Raw genomic sequence first — 17,234 nt, forward strand, 5'->3', positions numbered from 1 at the left:
CGACGACGATCGCGTCCGGAGCTGGCGCACGGGGCGCCCGAACGGGTGGTAGACAGTGTCTACGAACCTTGGTAGACAGTGTCTATGGATGAGCGGGGCGGTGGCCTCCGCGCCCGGTTGGTCGAGGCGGGCGTCGAGCTGGTGACGCGCGAAGGCGCGGACGCCCTCTCGCTGCGCGAGATTGCCCGTCGGGCCGGTGTCTCACACGGCGCGCCGCGCCGCCACTTCCCCACCCACCGGGCGTTGCTGGCCGCGATCGCGCGGGAGGGCTACCTGGATCTCGGCCGACAGGTCGCCGGGCTGCTCGGCGAGGGTGACCGGGATCCGTACGACCAGCTGCTCGCGCTGGGCCGGCTGTACCTGGACTTCGCGCGCACCCATCGCGGCATGTTCGAGCTCATGTTCCGGCACGACCTGTTGCGGGGCAACCACGTCGGCCTGCGGGAGGCCAGCGGTCAGCTGTTCGAGGTCCTCGTCGACCTGGTCGTCCACGCCCGGCCCGAGCCGCCCGGCGCGCCGTCCCCCGCCGTCGTCGCCGGCGCGTTGTGGGCGAATCTGCACGGCATCGCCCAGCTCCGGCTCTGGGGAAGCCTGCAGATGGTGGTGGGCACCGATGACGCCGAACCGCTGCTGCGCCGCGCGGTGGAGGCGCATCTGTGGCGATGAGTCGTGGACCGCGCCTCCCGGTTCCTCGCCGAGTCGACGGGCGGACCGTTGAGCACCGACCGCACCGAAAGGGAGCACATGCAGATCGCCATCCTTCTCTTCGACCGGTTCACCGCGCTCGATGCCGTCGGGCCCTACGACGTCCTGTCCCACCTGCCCGGCGCTGAAACCGTGTTCGTCGCGCAGCGGGTCGGGCCGGTCGTCAACGAGGTGGGAAGCCTGCACCTGACCGCCACGGCGACCTTCGCCGACGTGCCCCGACCGGACGTCGTCGTGGTGCCCGGCGGGCCCGGCTGGCACGCCCAGATGACCGACGGCCCGACCCGGCGGTGGCTGCGGGCGGCCGACGAACACACCGCCTGGACCGCCTCGGTGTGCACCGGATCGCTCCTGCTCGCCGGGGCCGGCCTGCTCGCCAGTCGGCGGGCCACCACGCACTGGCTGGCCGCCGACGAGCTCGCCCCGCTGGGTGCCGTCCCGGTCGCCGAGCGCGTGGTGATCGACGGCAAGTACGTCACCGCCGCCGGGGTCTCCGCCGGCCTGGACATGGCGTTCACCCTCGCCGGACGCATCGCCGGTGACGCCGTCGCCCAGACCGTCCAGCTCGCCCACGAGTACGAGCCCCAACCGCCCTACCGGGCGGGCTCTCCCGACCGGGCACCCCGCGAGATCGTGGCCGCACTGCGCGCCCGCCGTGACGCCATCCTGTACTGACGCGGAGGGAACATGTTGCTGCAAGCGGCCGTACGGCTGGTGGTCGCCCCGCTCGCCCGGCTGCTCTACCGGCCCGTGGTGACGGGGCGCGACAACGTGCCGTCACGGGGGCCGGTGATCCTCGCCGCCAATCACCTCTCCGTCATCGACAGCGTGGTGATCCCGCTGGTGGCGCCACGGCCGGTCGCCTTCCTCGCCAAGGCCGAGTACTTCCGGCGTCCCGGGCTCAGGGGGTGGCTGACCCGCGCCTGCCTCACCGGGATCGACGCCGTACCCGTGCCGCGGGGCACCCATCGGGCCGCCCGGGCGGCACTGGACGTCGCCCTCGGTGTTCTCGCCGACGGACGAGCCTTCGGTATCCATCCCGAAGGGAGCCGGTCGCGCGACGGGCGGCTCTATCGTGGCCGTACCGGGGTGGCCTGGCTCGCGCTCGCCTCCGGCGCTCCGGTAGTTCCCGTCGCCGTCCTCGGCACCGACCGGATCCAGCCCGTCGGCGCCCGACTGCCCGGGATCGGCCGGGTGACCGTGCGCTTCGGCGCGCCGCTTCACTTCGTGCCGCCGCCGTCGGGCAGCGCCGGTCAGGTGCGTCGCGCGGTCACCGACGAGATCATGGCCGCCATCCGGGAGCTGTCCGGCCAGGAGGCGGCCGAGGGCTACAACGAGCTGTCTTCCCCCACGCCCTGACGGCGGCCCGGACGGTCCTGGCACTCTCGCGCGTCACACGTTGCATTTTCGTCGGAGGGGAGGTGTACTGTCAGGGCAGTTAGAACGAGTGTTCGATTCATTCGTACGCCCGTTTCCGGGAGAGGTGTTTCGCGGCGCCGGATCCCGGGAGGTGCGGTTCCGCGGACCGCACCGGGTTCCGGGCAGTCGCGAGTCCGGTCCCGTCAGGCAGGATCGTCGCCCGCCGCCCACGACCCCCGGGCGGCGGGCGACGGACCCGCCGGTACGCCGGCCGGGTGTGGTGTGGGGAAGCTCCACACCCGGCCGGCCCCCCACGGTGCGTCTTCCTCCGCACCACCCGCTCCAGGCGCCCGCTCGGCGGATCCGATCCGTCACGCGACGCGCCCGCCCCGGCCACGCGGAGGAGACACCATGCCGACCAGTCCGGCTCAGGCACCGATGGTGCCGGCGCACGTGCTGCCGCACCGCACCCCGGCCCAGCTGCTCGCGGTGGCCCGCCACGGGCTGGCCGAGGCCGCCCGGACCCGTCCCGACGGCCTCCGGTACGCCGCCGCCCACCTCTCGGCGCTGCGCGCCGCCGCCGCCCTGCTCGCCGCCCGGGCCCGCCCCGCGCCCACCCGCCGCAACCGGATCACCAGCGTCTGGGTCCTGCTCTCCAGCGTCGCCCCCGAGCTCGACGAGTGGGCCCGCTACTTCGCCGCCGGCGCCGGCAAGCGGGCCGCCGCCGAGGCCGGCATCCCCCGGGTGGTCACCGCCCGGGAGGCCGACGACCTGCTCCGCGCCGCCGAGCAGTTCGTGACGGTGGTGGAGACCGCGCTCGACCTGGCGCACCAACCGGCGCTCGACGGGCTCGCCGCCTGAGTCGTGGCGCCCGGCCACCACCGCGGCGGGGCCCGGGTGGCCGGACGCCACCCGGCGCGGCAGCCGCCGCGCTTTCTGATCCAGCAGCACACGACGGGGTAGGTCCCCGCGCGACACGACGGGGGGTTGGTCCGATGGCGGGCCGCATGGTGGTCGGTTCCGCCGCACTGGCCGGTCTGGTGCGTCCGGCGAGCGCACCCGACCCGGCGGGCGGCCACCGGGTGCTGCCGGTCCGGCCGGAGCTGACCGGGCTGCTGCCCAATCGCGGGCTGCGCCGCGGCAGCACCATCGCCATCGGCTCCGGGCAGCCCCGGCGCGGCGGTGCGACGTCGCTGATCCTGGCGCTGCTCGCCGAGGCGTCCAGGGCCGGCTCGTGGTGCGCCGTGGTCGGGGTCCCCACCTTCGGGGCCGGCGCGGCGGCCGAGGCCGGGATCGCCCTGGACCGGCTGGCCCTGGTGCCGAACCCCGGGCCGGAGTGGCCCACCGTCATCGCCGCGCTCATCGACGGGGTGGACGTGGTGGTCACCGCCGTGCCGACCACGGTCTCCGCCTCGGTCGCCAACCGGCTGGCCGCCCGCGCCCGGCAGCGCGGCAGCGTGCTCGTCCCGTACGGCCGGTGGGACGGCGCGGACGTCACGTTGCAGGTGGTCCGGGGCGTCTGGGAGGGGCTCGGGCCGGGCCGGGGGCGGCTGCGACGCCGGGAGGTGACCGTCTCGGCGCGCGGGCGCGGCGCGGCCGCCCGCCCGAAGGAGATCAAGGTCTGGCTGCCCGGTGACGGACTCACCCAGGTCATCCCCCGGGCGACCGGGGTGGCCGGGCCGGGCGCCGGGCGGCTCCGCCCGGTGACGCCGGCCGCCTCGGCTGCCCTCGCCATCCCGTCCCGCCGCGGCGCGCTCACCCTGGTCGGTCCGGCATGACCGCCGGTGTGAGCGGTGTGCCGTGTGTCCGCCGGGGAGGGCCGGCATGAGCGGTGCGCCGGTGCGGACGCTGCTGCTCTGGTGCCCGGACTGGCCGGTCCTCGCCGCCGAGATCGTCGACGGGGTGCCCGCCACCGACCCCGTCGCGGTGCTGCACGCCAACCGGGTGGTCGCCTGCTCCGAGCGGGCCCGCGCCGAAGGGGTGCGCCGGGGGCTGCGCAGGCGCGAGGCGCAGGGGCGCTGCCCGCAGCTCACCGTCGTCGAGTACGACCCCGGCCGGGACGCCCGGGCGTTCGAGCCGGTGGTCGCCGCCGTCGAGGAGGTGGCCGCCGGGGTCGAGGTGGTCCGCCCCGGGGCCTGCGCGCTGGCGGCCCGGGGCCCGAGCCGTTACCTCGGCGGTGAGGAGGCGGCGGCCGAGCGGATCGTCGAGCACGTCGCCCAGTCCTGCGCGGTGGAGAGCCAGGTCGGCATCGCCGACGGGGTCTTCGCCGCCGGGCTGGCCGCCCGGGACGGGCGGATCGTGCCGCCCGGCGGGACGCCGGAGTTCCTGGCCGCCCTGCCGGTCGAGGCGCTCGGCCGCCCGGCCCTGGCCGACCTGCTGCGCCGGCTGGGGGTGCGTACCCTCGGGGGCTTCGCCGCGCTGCCCGCCGGCGACGTGCTGGCCCGGTTCGGCTTCGACGGGGCGCTGGCCCACCGGCTCGCCGCCGGGCAGGACCACCGGCCGCTCGCCGTCCGGCAACCCCCGGCCGACCTGACCGTCACCGCCGACCACGACGAGCCGATCGACCGGGTCGACGCCGCGGCGTTCGCCGCCCGGACGCTGGCCGAGCAACTGCACGAGCGGCTCGCCGCGTACGGGCTGGCCTGCACCCGGCTCGGCATCGAGGCGGTCACCGCGCACGGTCAGGAGCTGCACCGGGTCTGGCGGCACGACGGCCTGCTGACCGCCGGGGCCATCGCCGACCGGGTGCGCTGGCAGTTGGACGGCTGGCTCTCCGGCAGCACCGGCCGGGGCGGCGCCCGTCCGACCCGGCCGACCGCCGGGATCATCCGGCTGCGGCTCGTGCCGGACGGGGTGCTCGCCCAGGCCGGCCTGCAACCCGGGCTGTGGGGGGAGACCGGCGAGGAGCGGGAGCGGGCGCACCGCGCGTTGAGCCGGGTGCAGGGCATCCTCGGCCCCGAGGCGGTGGTCACCGCCGTGCTCGGCGGCGGCCGCTCCCCGGCCGACCAGACACGGCTGGTGCCGTGGGGCGATGAACGGCTCCCCGCCCGTCCCGGCCCGCCGGCGCTGTCGGACGAGCCGGCCACGGCTGGCGCCGCCGGCACCGACCGGGCTGCCGGTCGGGGTGGTGGTGGCACCCCGCCCTGGCCCGGCCGGCTCCCGCCGCCCGCACCGGCCGTGGTGCTGCCCAGTCCGCTCGCCGCCACCGTGCACGACGCCGCCGGCGAGCCGGTCGTGGTCAGCGCGCGCCTGGCGGTGAGCGCCGCGCCGGCCCGGCTCACCGTGGGTACGGCCCGCCCGGCGGAGATCGTCGGCTGGGCCGGTCCGTGGCCGGTGGACGAGCGCTGGTGGGCGCCGGCCGAGGCCCGGCGGCGGGCCCGGTTCCAGGTCTGCCTCGCCGACGGTGCCGCCCTGCTGCTGGCCGTCGAGGCCGGCCAGTGGCTGGTGGAGGCGATCTATGACTGAGCCGGTCCGGCCCGGCACGGGCGTGCGGGTCCGGCTGGCTCGCTCCGCGCCGGGAGCGGGTGTGCCGGTGAGCGATATGCCTGTCAGGCATATATATGACTCACAGGTATATCGCTCACCGACCCTCCCGTCCTCGGCCGAGCCGCGGCGGGTCAGTCGAGAGCGGGGATGCGGGAACGGGTGTCCGCCGCGGCCCGCGGTCGCTCCACCCGGAGCGGCCCGATGAGCTTCCACAATCCCAACCTGCCCTGGTCCGAGCTGGAACGCGTGCTCTCCGGGCGACCCGGCGACGGCCGGTCCGGTGGCGGCCGGTCGGGCGACGGCGGGCGGCCACGGGGCGGACGGTCGCGGGACGGGCGGTCACGGGACGAGCGGCACCTGCACGTGGTGGATCCCCTCGCCGTGGACGCCGACGGCGGGGACTCCCCGGCCTGGAGCCGCAAGCGGCAGCACTACGAGGCCCCCGAGCTGCCCCGCCCGGACGGCGCGGTGCCCTACGCCGAGCTGCACGCGCACACCAACTTCAGCTTCCTCGACGGGGCCAGCCACCCGGAGGAGCTGGCCGAGGAGGCCGCCCGGCTGGGGCTCACCGCGCTCGCCGTCACCGACCACGACGGCTTCTACGGGGTGGTCCGCTTCGCCGAGGCGGCCCGCGCGCTGCATCTGCCGACCATCTTCGGCGCCGAACTCTCCCTCGGGCTGCCCGGCCCGCAGAACGGCGAACCCGACCCGCTCGGCCGGCACCTGCTGGTGCTCGCCCACGGCCACGAGGGGTACGCCCGGCTGGCCGCCACCATCTCCCGCGCCCAGCTGCGCGGCGGCGAGAAGGGCCGCCCGGTCTACGGCGAGCTGGAGGAGGTCGCCGCCGAGCTGCGCGACCACGTGCTGGTGCTCACCGGCTGCCGCAAGGGGCACGTGCCGGGCGCGCTGCTCACCGAGGGCGTCGACGCGGCGGCCCGGGAGCTGGACCGGCTCACCGCGCTCTTCGGCGCGGAGACGGTGGCGGTGGAGCTGGCCGACCACGGCCACCCGGTCGACGCCGATCGCAACGACGCCCTCGCCGAGCTGGCCGCGTCCGCCGGGCTGCCGACCGTGGCCACCAACAACGTGCACTACGCCACCCCGGCCCGGCGGCGGCTGGCCACCACCGTGGCCGCGGTGCGGGCCCGGCGGAGCCTCGACGAGATCGACGGCTGGCTGCCCGCCGCGGCCACCGCCCACCTGCGCAGCGGCGCGGAGATGGCGACCCGGTTCGGCGCGTACCCGGGGGCGGTGGCCCGGGCCGCCGAGTTCGGCGCGGAGCTCGCCTTCGACCTGCAACTCGTCGCGCCGAAGCTGCCCGACTACCCGGTGCCGGCGGGGCACACCGAGATGAGCTGGCTGCGCAAGCTCACCATGGACGGCGCCGGGGAGCGGTACGGGCCGCGCGAGGCGCACCCCGAGGCGTACGCGCAGCTGGAGCACGAGCTGCGGATGATCGACGAGCTGGGCTTCCCCGGCTACTTCCTGGTGGTCTACGACATCGTCGCGTTCTGCCGCGCGCAGGACATCTACTGCCAGGGCCGGGGCTCGGCGGCGAACTCGGCGGTCTGCTACGCGCTGCGGATCACCAACGTGGACGCGGTCCGGCACCGGCTGCTCTTCGAACGTTTCCTCGCCCCGGAGCGGGACGGGCCGCCCGACATCGACGTGGACATCGAGTCCGACCGCCGGGAGGAGGTGATCCAGCACGTCTACGCCCGGTACGGCCGGGAGTACACCGCCCAGGTCGCCAACGTCATCTCGTACCGGCCGCGGTCGGCGGTGCGGGACGTGGCCAAGGCGTTCGGCTTCTCGCCCGGCCAGCAGGACGCCTGGAGCAAGCAGATCGACCGTTGGGGCTCGGTCGCGTCGGTGGACGTGGAAGACATCCCCGAGCAGGTGGTCGCGTACGCCAACGAGTTGCAGACCTTCCCCCGGCACCTGGGCATCCACTCCGGCGGCATGGTGATCTGCGACCGGCCGGTGATCGAGGTCTGCCCGGTGGAGTGGGGCCGGATGCCCGGGCGCAGCGTGCTCCAGTGGGACAAGGACGACTGCGCCGCGGTCGGGCTGGTCAAGTTCGACCTGCTCGGCCTCGGCATGCTCTCCGCGCTGCACTACGGCTACGACATGATCGGCACGACCCTCGACCTGGGTGACATGACGCTGGACGACCCCGAGGTCTACGACATGCTCTGCCGGGCCGACTCGGTCGGGGTGTTCCAGGTGGAGAGCCGGGCTCAGATGGCCACCCTGCCGCGGCTCAAGCCCCGCTGCTTCTACGACCTGGTGGTGGAGGTGGCGCTGATCCGGCCCGGCCCGATCCAGGGCGGCTCGGTGCACCCGTACATCCGGCGCAAGAACGGCCAGGAACCGGTGACGTACGCCCACCCGCTGATGCGCAACGCGCTGGAGAAGACCCTCGGCGTGCCGCTGTTCCAGGAGCAGCTGATGCAGCTCGCCATCGACCTGGCCGGCTTCGACGCGGCCGGGGCCGACCAGCTGCGCCGGGCGATGGGGGCCAAGCGCTCGGTGGAGCGGATGGCGCAGATCGCCGACCGGCTCTACGCCGGGATGGCCGAGCGGGGCATCACCGGCGAGCTGGCCGACGACGTCTACCGCAAGCTCACCGCGTTCGCCAGCTACGGCTTCCCGGAGAGCCACGCGATGAGCTTCGCCTACCTCGTGTACGCCAGCTCCTGGCTCAAGCGCTACCACCCGGCGCCGTTCCTGGCCGCCCTGCTCAACGCCCAGCCGATGGGCTTCTACTCGCCGCAGACCCTGGTCGACGACGCCCGCCGGCACGGCGTCGAGGTGCGCCGGCCGGACATCAACGCCAGCGGGGCGAAGGCCGTGCTGGAGTCGACGCCGGAGACCCGGTGGGGGAGCCAGCCGGGGGAGCCGCCGCACGCCTGGGGGCTGGGCGGTCCGGCGGTCCGGCTCGGGCTGGGCAGCGTGCGCACCCTCGGTGACGACGTGGCCGAGCGGATCGAGGCGGAGCGGGCGGCCGACGGGCCGTACCGGGACATGCCGGACCTGGCCCGGCGGGTCGGGCTCACCGCCGCGCAGCTGGAGGCGCTGGCCACCGCGGACGCCTTCGCCTGTTTCGGGCTGACCCGGCGGCAGGCGCTCTGGGCCGCCGGCGCGGCGGCCCAGGACCGGCCGGGCCGGCTGCCCGGCACGGTGACCGGCGCGGCGGCGCCCACCCTGCCCGGGATGGAGGCGGTGGACCGCCTCGTCGCCGACGTCTGGGCCACCGGCCTGTCGCCGGAGAGCCACCCGGCCCGGTTCATCCGCGACCGGCTCGACGCCCTCGGCGCGGTGCCGATCGCCCGGCTCGGCCGGGTGGAGCCCGGCCAGCGGATCCGGGTCGGCGGGATCGTCACCCACCGGCAGCGCCCGGCGACCGCGGGCGGGGTCACCTTCCTCAACCTGGAGGACGAGACCGGGATGCTCAATGTCACTTGCTCCCCGGGGCTCTGGCAGCGCTACCGTCGAATCGCCCGCACCAGCGCTGCACTGGTGGTGCGGGGCCGGTTGCAGCGGCACGAGGGGGTAACCAGCCTCACCGCGGACCGGCTGGACGCGATCGAGCCTCCCGTGGCTCCGGCATCCCGGGATTTCCGTTGAGCGGAGTGATCCACATTACGGTTTCCGGGTGCCGGTAGGCGGGAGACTTCCGGCACGCGCGGGCAGAGTGGCCCGCCCGGCATGGGGGAAGAACGATGACCCTGAACAGCACGCACACCGGTGGAGTGGCGAACGCCCGGCGCACCCGGCTGCCCGCCGGCTGGTCGCCGGCCTCCGACGTCGAGGCCCGCGAGTACCAGGTGACCGACGGGCCGGTGGCCAACGCCCACCGCTCCCACGCGGAGGAGGACCCCGCCGACGGCGGCGAGTCCTGACCCCAGAGCCGCCACCGCCTCCGGGAGTCCGCTGGCGCGGGTGACTAGGCTCGACAGGGTGGAGCAGACTCGAACGCCGGCCCCGCGTACCGCCGTCATCTGGTCGGTGCTCCGGGCCGAGCTGGAGCGCCGTGCCGGCGAGCGGCTCACCGTGCTCGACGTCGGCGGCGGGACCGGCGGATTCGCCGTCCCGCTCGCCGAGGCCGGCCACTGGGTCACCGTGGTCGACGCCAGCCCCGACGCGCTCGCCGCGCTGACCCGCCGGGCCGCCGAGGCCGGGGTCGCCGACCGGGTACGCGCGCTGCAGGGCGACGGCGACGCGCTCGCCGGGCTGGTCGAGCCGGCCAGCGTCGACCTGGTGCTCTGCCACTCCGTCCTGGAGGTGGTCGACGAGCCGGCGTCGGTGGTGTCGGCGCTGGTCGGCGCGCTGCGCCACGGCGGCGCGGCCAGCGTGCTGGTGGCCGGCCGGGCCGCCGCCGTGCTGAGCCGGGCGATGAACGGCCACCTCGACATGGCCGCCGCGCTCGCCGCCGACCCGCACGGCACCGCCGGCCCGCGGGACACCCTGCGCCGCCGGTACGACGCCGACGGCGCCGCCGCGCTGCTGACCGCCGCCGGGCTCACGGTCGAGGAGATCCACGGGGTACGCGTCCTCGCCGACCTGCTCCCCGCCGCGGTGGCGGACGGCCAGCCGGCCGCCCTGGTCGAGCTGGAACGGGCCCTGGCGGCCCGGTCGCCGTACCGGGATCTCGCCGCCCAGCTGCACCTCTTCGCCCGCCGCCCGGCATGACCGACCCGTCGCCCGCCTCGACCGGGCGACCCGGTCCGCTCGACCCGGTCGCGCCGCGCTACGGCGGCGGCAGCCTGGCCGACGTGCTGCCCAGCGCCCTGGCGGTGCTCGGCGTCCCCGGCGCGGTCGACCTGCTCGGCCTGGGTCCCCGGCTGGCCGGGGTGCGCCGGATCGCCGTGCTGCTGGTGGACGGGCTCGGCTGGTACCAGATTCCGACCGCCGCCCCGTACGCGCCGACCCTGGCCGGCCTCGCCGCCACCGTCGGCGCCCCGCTCACCTCCGGCTTCCCCTCCACCACCCCGACCAGCCTGGTCAGCCTGGGCACCGGCGCCGCCTCCGGCGCGCACGGCGTGCTCGGCTTCAAGGTCCGGGTCCCCGACACCGACCGGGTGCTCAGCCACATCGAGTGGGCCGGCGATCCCGACCCGCTGTCCTGGCAGCCCGTGCCCACTCAGTACGAGCGGGCCCGCGCCGCCGGCGTCGCAGTCACCGTGGTCAGCCGCCCCGAGTACAGCGGCAGCGGCCTCACCCTCGCCGCCAACCGGGGCGGCGACTACCGGGGCGCCTCCGACGTCGATGGGCTGGCCCGGCAGATGCTCACCGCCCTCGCGGCCGGCGCCGGCCCGACCCTGGTCTCCGGCTACCACCCCGACCTGGACCGGCACGGCCACCTCACCGGGGTCGACTCGGCGCCCTGGCGGCTCGCCGCCGCCGACGTGGACCGGCTGCTCGTCCGGCTGGTCGACGGGCTGCCGCCGGACGCCGCCCTGCTCATCACCGCCGACCACGGCCAGCTCAACGTCCCGCCGGGCCGGCGCGTCGACTTCGACACCGACCCCCGGCTGCGGGCCGGCGTGCGGGTGATCGCCGGCGAGCCCCGGGTCCGCTACCTGCACGTCGAGCCGCGCGCGGTCGCCGACGTGCTGGCCGCCTGGTCGGCGGTGCTGGGCGACGCCGCCCGGGTGACGACCCGCGACGAGGCGGTGGCGACCGGCTGGTTCGGGCCGGTGCCCGAGGAGCACCTGCGCCGGATCGGCGACGTGGTGGTGGTCTGCCGCGACACGTACGCGGTGGTCGCCACCCGGTCGGAGAAGCCGATGGAGTCGCGCCTGGTGGCGTACCACGGCGCGGACACCGCGGCCGAGATGACCGTCCCGCTGCTGGTCGTCCGGGGCTGACCGGCCCGGTCGGCGGGCCCGGCGGCCGTCGGGTGGTCGGCTCGCCGGGTTGTCGGACCCGGCGGCTAGCCTGCGGGGATGGGCCGCAGCCAGTCGTTGCCCCGGGGCGGTGATCCGCGCTTCGGGCCGGATGCCGACGACACCGGCTGCCCCATCCTGCACGTCGACATGGACGCGTTCTTCGCCTCGGTCGAGGTGCGCCGCCGCCCCGAGCTGCGCGGCCGGCCCGTCGTGGTCGGCGGGATCGGGCCGCGCGGCGTGGTCAGCTCCGCCAGCTACGAGGCCCGCCGGTACGGCGTCCGCAGCGCCATGCCCACCGCGCGGGCTCGGGCGCTCTGTCCGCACGCCGTCTACCTGCCGCCCGACTTCACGCAGTACACGGCGGCCTCCCGGGCGGTGATGCGGATCTTCCGGGACGTCACCCCGCTGGTCGAGCCACTCTCCCTGGACGAGGCCTTCCTCGACGTGGCCGGCGCCCGCCGGCTGTTCGGCTCCCCGGCGGAGATCGCCCGGCTGATCCGCCGCCGGGTCGCCGAGGAACAGCGGCTGAGTTGCTCGGTCGGGGTGGCGCCGAGCAAGTACGTGGCCAAGCTCGGCTCCACCCGGGCCAAGCCGGACGGGCTGCTCGTGGTGCCGGCGGCCCGGGTGCTCGACTTCCTGCACCCGCTGCCGGTGTCGGCGCTCTGGGGGGTGGGGGAGCGGTCCGCCGAGGCGCTGCGCCGACTCGGCCTGACCACCGTCGGCGACCTCGCCGAGGCGCCCCTCGGGCTGCTCCGCCGTGCGGTCGGCGAGGCCTCCGCGACCGGACTTCACGAGCTGGCCTGGGGGCGGGACCCGCGCCGGGTCAGCCCGGAGCACGTGGAGAAGTCGATCGGCGCGGAGGTGACCTTCGACGTCGACGTCGTCGACCCGACGGAGATCCGCCGGGCGCTGCTCGCCCTCGCCGAGAAGGTCGGCGCCCGGTTGCGCGGCGCCGGGCAGGTGGGGCGGACGGTGTCGCTCAAGGTCCGGCTGGCCGACTTCCGCACGGTCAACCGCTCCCGCACCCTGGGCGTGCCGACCGACACCGCCCGGGAGATGTTCGACACCGCCTGGGCGCTCTGGACCGCCCTCGACCCGGGGGAGCCGATCCGCCTGGTCGGCGTACGGGTGGAGGGGCTGGCCGCCGCCGGAGAGACGCCGCGCCAGCTCACCCTGGGTGCGCCCGAGCGCGGCTGGCGGGAGGCGGAGGCGGCGGCCGACGCCGCGGCTGCCCGATTCGGGCGTTCCGTCATAGGTCCGGCCAGTCTTCTCGGCAAGCGTGATCCGCGTCGGGACGAAAAACCGACCCGGCCGTAGGTCGTCCCGCTTTCCGACGCGCGGGCCCCCTCGTAGACTTGCGGGTAAGCAGCCGGTTGGCTGCCACGGTCTGTCGGCCCGAGCGGGCCGACCAACGTGACCGGGGAGGAGTGCCGTGCCGCTCTCGGAGCACGAGCAGCGGCTGTTCGAGCAGATCGAGCGGTCGCTTGCCGAGGACCCCAAATTCGCCTCGGCCGTTCGCGCCAGCGACCCGCGTTTCCACGCGCGGCGTCGCGTGCTCGTCGCTGCCGGCGTGGTCATTGCTGGTCTGGCCCTGTTGATCTACGGTGCCGTGATCAAGACGCCCCTGCTTGCCGTCGCGGGCTTCGTCGTGATGCTGGCCTCGCTGGGGTACGCGGTGCAGTCGCACCGCCGGTCCCAGTCGCCCGACCTGCACGTGGTGGGCGGCACGACGAGTCGCCGTCGTCCCCGTGGTCGTACCGCCCGGCGGGGCTCGTTCCTCGACCGGATGGAGGACCGCTGGCGGCAGCGCCCGGAAGGGCACCGCTGACCACGTCACATCCCTGACGGGGTGACGCGACGGCGTGTCGCCGGATTCCTCCGGCGAGCGTGGTGGCTCCCTCGCGCCCTCGTCGGACCAGCTCCAGCTCCCCTGATCCACCCCCGGACGCCGATGCGGCGGCGGTGTCCCGCCCGCCGGCGGGGGAGCGCCGGCGGGCGGGACCCGGTCAACGGGCCAGGCGGCCGGCCAGCAGGCGACGCGGACTCCACCGCAGCAGGCGGTGCCGCACCTGGCCGCCCGTCGCGACGAGGCGGGTGGAAGCGTCCGAGATGGCGCGCCGCCAGCGCAGCAGCACCGACGGCGGCAGCACGGCCGCCAGCAGGCGGGTACGCCGGTCCGCCCGCGCGGCGAGCGCCCCGCGTACGGTGCGCAGCGCCGGGTGCAGCGGCTCGCCGGTGAGCGGATCGCGCGCGTACCGGGCCCGCTCCTCGGCGCGGCCGAGCAGCCGGGCCGCGGTGGCGGCCGACGCGTCCTCGGTGAGCGTGTCCCGGACCAGCCGGTCGGCGGTCGCCCGGGGCGTCTCCGTCCGGTCGACCGGCACCCGGAAGTCCACCAGCGTGTCCAGCAGCTCGTCCCAGGCGGCGTGGGCATCCGCGCGGGCCGCGTCGGCGTCCACCCCGACCATCACCTCGCGCGTCCCGCCCGGACCGCCGGGGCCGGCGTCCAGCACGGTGGCCGTCGGTACGTGCGCCCGACCGCGTCGACGGCGCCGCAACGTCCTCCGGAGCAGCGCCGGCATGGCGAGCAGCGCCAGCAGGGCCAGCGCGCCGGCCGTCCACCACGGCCAGAGCGGGGCCTGCCGGGTCGGGCCGCCACCGTCCACGGCCAGGCCCGCGTCGGTCTCCTTGTCGGCCCGGTTCGGCCCGTCCGGCCCGGCCGAGGCGTCGACTCCGCCCGGCGCGGACGGGCTGCCCGTCGACGGGGCGTTCGCCTCCGGAGCGTCGGTGTCCGGGGCCCAGGCCGACCGGATCGAGCCCTGGACGCTCGCCGCCGGGGTCGCGTCGAACGGCACCCAGCCGATCCCGCCGAAGAAGACCTCCGTCCAGGCGTGCAGGTTCCGGTTGGTCAGCACGTACGTGTCGCCGTCGGAGTTGCTGCCGTTGGTGAAGCCGAACGCCACCCGGGCCGGGATGCCGGCCTGGCGGACCAGCCACGCCATCGCGGCGGCGTACTGCTGGCAGTAGCCGACCTTGGTGGCGAGGAAGTTGGTGATGTCGTCGCCGCTCGTGCCGCCCTTGGTGGACAGCGAGTAGGTGAAGCCGTTCTCGACCGAGAAGTAGTCGTAGATGGCCCGCACCTTGTCGTAGTCGTTCTGCTTGCCCTTGACGAGCTGGTCGACCAGCTTGTCGACCTCGCGTACCACCGGGGCCTGGGTCTGCTGGAGCAGCACCGGGTTGTCGGCCGAGAGCGACGGCGCGGCGCGCAACGCCGAGGGGCTGAACGTCGAGCGGACGTAGTCGAACGAGTAGCGCTTGCCCCGGGAGTTCTCCCGGTTGGAGAAGAGGATCTGGAGGTTTGGGTCGTAGAGCCAGCTGCCGCTGAGGTCCTCGGTCTTCACCGGCGACGCGTACACCGGCAGCAGGGGCATGTTGAGGTTCTTGGTCACCTCGACGGTCGCCCGGTAGTGCCGCTGCTCGACGCCCTGGCCGGCCCGCTCGGTCGGGTCGGGCAGGCTCCGGTTGGCCGGCCGGCCGGTCGGGACCCGCACCCGGAAGCCGTCCGGGCGCAGTTCGTCGGCCACCCCGAAGCGCAGGTAGAACGGGGACGGCTCGGTGGTGCTGACCTTGACCAGGTCGGTCACCTCAGACTGGTTGAGCTGGCCGCTCAGCGCCGCGAAGAGGTCGATCCGGCCCGGGCTGCCGCCCTGCCCCGGCCGCCCGGTGCCGTCGCCCGTCCCGGAGCCGACCGCATCCATCAGGCCGCCGGTCATCCCCGGCACGACCAGCGGCAGCGCGACGGCCAGCGCGACGCCGACCACGGCCAGCCGGCGGCCGGCGGCGGCCAGCGGCGACGCCTCCCACACGTCGACGTCCCGGCCCTCGCCGGTGAACCGGCGGCCGAACCGGCGTACCCGGTCGACGTTGTCGGTGACCAGCAGCCAGAGGTACCCGCAGGCGCCCACCACGAACGGGGTCGCGGGGACGCTGTCCACGTAGACCGCCACCGGCACCGAGTAGATCGCCAGCATCGGCAGGCCGGCCAGCGCCGGCCGGCGCAGCCCCACGGTCAGCACGTCGACCACGACCGCGACCCCGCCGAGGCCGAGCACCGTGAGGAACAGCAGCGAGTCGACGTCGGGCACCTTCACGCCGTACGTCCGCATGTCCTGCACCGACGCGCTGAGCAGCTCGCCGAAGTGGGCGAAGGTGGCCGGCGTGGGCAGGAACGCGAGCAGCTCGGTGCCGCCCGGGAAGATCCAGGTGAGCGCGAGCAGCAGGCCCGCGAGCATGGCCAGCACCTGGCCCCACAGCGGGGCCCGGACCAGCCGGCTCAGCGCGGCCGCCCCGCCCACCACCGCCACCACGATGGCCGCCTGGATCAGCCACGTCCAGCGCTCGAAGATGGCCGACAGCGGCGCCGCGGCCAGCAGGGTCGCCGCGGCGGCGACGAAGCCGAGGTTCCGGGTCGGGGTCACGAGTCCGTCCTTCCGGTCATCGCACGCCCCCGGCCACCGTCTCGGCGAGCGCCGCGCGCAGCGCGAAGCCCTGCGAGCCGCGGGCCGCCTGCGGCCACAGCATCGGCAACCGGCTGCCGTGGTCCACGCCGATCACCCGCCACCCGCTCTGCAGCAGGGCGAGCGCCGCGGCGCCGTGCGCGTGGTCCGCCTCGGCCCGGGCCTTCGGCGGGAGGTTGAGCCAGGTGGAGCTGTCCAGCACGAAGCCGACGCAGGTGGCGCCGCTGCCTCGCAGCCCGCCGAGCAGCTCCGCCTCGGCCGTGCTCACCGAGCCGAACAGGCCGATGATCAGCCCGCCGTCGGCCCGCTGCCGGACCCGCTGCACCAGCGTGGACATCTCGACCCGCCTGTCCAGCCGGACCTCGGCGAGGTGGTCGAGGAGCAACCCGTCGCCGGCCCCCTCGGTCGCGTCCACGTCGGCGCCGGAGCCGGTGACCAGGCGCAGCTTGTAGCCGGCCTGACGCAGGTGCACGGCGATGCTGGCCGCGGCGGAGACCGCCCACTCGAAGCTCGCCGTCGGGCCGTCGCCCCGGTGGCCGAAGGCGCGGGTGTCCAGCACGACCGTGGCCCGGCTATCCCAGGGCTGCTCCTCGCGGCGCACCATCAGCTCGCCGGTGCGGGCGGTCGACTTCCAGTGCACCCGGCGCAGGTCGTCGCCCATCCGGTACTCCCGGGTGGCCGCGTCGTCCTCGCCGTGCACGGCGACCGAGCGGGCCCGGCTGTCGCCGCTGCCGGCGTACTCGCCGGGGAGGCGGACCGAGGGCAGCGGGGTGACCTGCGGGATGACGGTGAGGTGGTCGGTGCTGGGGAAGGCGCGGGTGAGCTCGCACAACCCGAACGGGTCGGTCAGCCGGACCACCAGCGGACCCACCTCGTACCGGCCACGCACGTCGGCGCGGACGGTGTACGCCACCGAGCTGGCCTGGTGCGCGCCGAGCCGTTCCAGCACCACCCTCGGCCGGCTGCCCAGCGCGTACGGCAGCCGGTCCTCCAGCAGCAGGGTGCCGGTGGGCAGCCGGGACAGGTTCTGCAGCCGCAGCACCACCCGGGAGCTGGCCCCGACCGGCACCCGGTGCGGCTCCAGGGACCGGTTGCAGGCGAGCTTGTAGCGGCTGCGCCCCACGTACGCCGCCGCGAGCAGCGGCAGGACGGCGAGCAGGATGGCCACCCGCAGCAGGTCCTTCTCGCCGAGGATGCCGGCGGAGACCGCGGCGGCCAGCGCGGCCGCCAGGAAGGAGCGGCCGCGGGTGGTCAGTCCACGCAGGCCGTCGCGCAC

General features: G+C 75.8%; 13 protein-coding genes and 1 pseudogene. 12 read left to right on the plus strand and 2 right to left on the minus strand.

Features of this window, described 5'->3' with window-relative positions:
• The first annotated feature begins 84 nt into the window (after positions 1-84).
• The 12 genes from GA0070613_RS17965 (at position 85) to GA0070613_RS18020 (ending at position 13,272) form a co-directional block, all read left to right on the plus strand.
• Positions 85-666 carry a TetR/AcrR family transcriptional regulator gene (locus GA0070613_RS17965; protein WP_089013359.1) on the plus strand — a complete coding sequence of 194 codons (582 nt, stop codon included), beginning with the start codon at positions 85-87 and terminating at the stop codon, positions 664-666.
• A gap of 3 nt (positions 667-669) precedes the next feature.
• Positions 670-1,380: a DJ-1/PfpI family protein gene (locus tag GA0070613_RS17970; protein ID WP_231929256.1), complete on the plus strand. Its 711-nt coding sequence runs from the start codon at positions 670-672 to the stop codon at positions 1,378-1,380.
• Between the two features lie 12 nt (positions 1,381-1,392).
• Positions 1,393-2,064 (plus strand): lysophospholipid acyltransferase family protein, encoded by a 672-nt coding sequence (locus tag GA0070613_RS17975; protein ID WP_089013360.1) that lies wholly within the window; start codon positions 1,393-1,395, stop codon positions 2,062-2,064.
• 411 nt (positions 2,065-2,475) lie between these two features.
• Positions 2,476-2,925, plus strand: a complete 450-nt coding sequence (locus GA0070613_RS17980; RefSeq protein WP_089013361.1) for an SAV_6107 family HEPN domain-containing protein — start codon at positions 2,476-2,478, stop codon at positions 2,923-2,925.
• Positions 2,926-3,059: 134 nt separating this feature from the next.
• Positions 3,060-3,842 (plus strand): hypothetical protein, encoded by a 783-nt coding sequence (locus GA0070613_RS17985; RefSeq protein WP_231929257.1) that lies wholly within the window; start codon positions 3,060-3,062, stop codon positions 3,840-3,842.
• Between the two features lie 46 nt (positions 3,843-3,888).
• Positions 3,889-5,529: a DNA polymerase Y family protein gene (locus GA0070613_RS17990; protein WP_089013362.1), complete on the plus strand. Its 1,641-nt coding sequence runs from the start codon at positions 3,889-3,891 to the stop codon at positions 5,527-5,529.
• A gap of 222 nt (positions 5,530-5,751) precedes the next feature.
• Entirely contained in the window at positions 5,752-9,180 is a 3,429-nt protein-coding gene (locus GA0070613_RS17995; RefSeq protein WP_089016028.1) for an error-prone DNA polymerase, read from the plus strand.
• Between the two features lie 95 nt (positions 9,181-9,275).
• The gene (locus GA0070613_RS18000) at positions 9,276-9,455 is read left to right on the plus strand and encodes a hypothetical protein (protein WP_089013363.1); all 180 of its coding nucleotides are present in this window, start codon (positions 9,276-9,278) and stop codon (positions 9,453-9,455) included.
• Between the two features lie 40 nt (positions 9,456-9,495).
• Positions 9,496-10,245, plus strand: coding sequence for a methyltransferase domain-containing protein (locus GA0070613_RS18005; protein WP_408630948.1), 750 nt, complete (start codon positions 9,496-9,498; stop codon positions 10,243-10,245).
• Entirely contained in the window at positions 10,242-11,423 is a 1,182-nt protein-coding gene (locus tag GA0070613_RS18010) for an alkaline phosphatase family protein (RefSeq protein WP_089013365.1), read from the plus strand. The genes GA0070613_RS18005 and GA0070613_RS18010 overlap by 4 nt, the downstream gene beginning before the upstream one ends.
• A gap of 78 nt (positions 11,424-11,501) precedes the next feature.
• Entirely contained in the window at positions 11,502-12,761 is a 1,260-nt protein-coding gene (locus tag GA0070613_RS18015) for a DNA polymerase IV (RefSeq protein WP_089013366.1), read from the plus strand.
• Between the two features lie 115 nt (positions 12,762-12,876).
• Positions 12,877-13,272 (plus strand): DUF3040 domain-containing protein, encoded by a 396-nt coding sequence (locus GA0070613_RS18020; RefSeq protein WP_089013367.1) that lies wholly within the window; start codon positions 12,877-12,879, stop codon positions 13,270-13,272.
• 178 nt (positions 13,273-13,450) lie between these two features.
• Here GA0070613_RS18020 and GA0070613_RS18025 read toward each other — a convergent pair.
• Positions 13,451-15,939 (minus strand): annotated as a pseudogene (locus GA0070613_RS18025) (transglutaminase TgpA family protein).
• Positions 15,936-17,234: a DUF58 domain-containing protein gene (locus tag GA0070613_RS18030; protein WP_089013369.1), complete on the minus strand. Its 1,299-nt coding sequence runs from the start codon at positions 17,232-17,234 to the stop codon at positions 15,936-15,938. The pseudogene GA0070613_RS18025 and the gene GA0070613_RS18030 overlap by 4 nt, the downstream one beginning before the upstream one ends.

The sequence above is a fragment of the Micromonospora inositola genome, from assembly GCF_900090285.1.
Classification (GTDB): Bacteria; Actinomycetota; Actinomycetes; order Mycobacteriales; family Micromonosporaceae; genus Micromonospora; species Micromonospora inositola.

What these genes read in the sequence shown, in the direction of transcription:
- GA0070613_RS17965 (WP_089013359.1), top strand. Translation starts at nt 85, where the DNA reads ATGGATGAGCGGGGCGGTGGCCTCCGCGCCCGGTTGGTCGAGGCGGGC.
- GA0070613_RS17975 (WP_089013360.1), top strand. Translation starts at nt 1,393, where the DNA reads ATGTTGCTGCAAGCGGCCGTACGGCTGGTGGTCGCCCCGCTCGCCCGG.
- GA0070613_RS17980 (WP_089013361.1), top strand. Translation starts at nt 2,476, where the DNA reads ATGCCGACCAGTCCGGCTCAGGCACCGATGGTGCCGGCGCACGTGCTG.
- GA0070613_RS17985 (WP_231929257.1), top strand. Translation starts at nt 3,060, where the DNA reads ATGGCGGGCCGCATGGTGGTCGGTTCCGCCGCACTGGCCGGTCTGGTG.
- GA0070613_RS17990 (WP_089013362.1), top strand. Translation starts at nt 3,889, where the DNA reads ATGAGCGGTGCGCCGGTGCGGACGCTGCTGCTCTGGTGCCCGGACTGG.
- GA0070613_RS17995 (WP_089016028.1), top strand. Translation starts at nt 5,752, where the DNA reads ATGAGCTTCCACAATCCCAACCTGCCCTGGTCCGAGCTGGAACGCGTG.
- GA0070613_RS18000 (WP_089013363.1), top strand. Translation starts at nt 9,276, where the DNA reads ATGACCCTGAACAGCACGCACACCGGTGGAGTGGCGAACGCCCGGCGC.
- GA0070613_RS18010 (WP_089013365.1), top strand. Translation starts at nt 10,242, where the DNA reads ATGACCGACCCGTCGCCCGCCTCGACCGGGCGACCCGGTCCGCTCGAC.
- GA0070613_RS18015 (WP_089013366.1), top strand. Translation starts at nt 11,502, where the DNA reads ATGGGCCGCAGCCAGTCGTTGCCCCGGGGCGGTGATCCGCGCTTCGGG.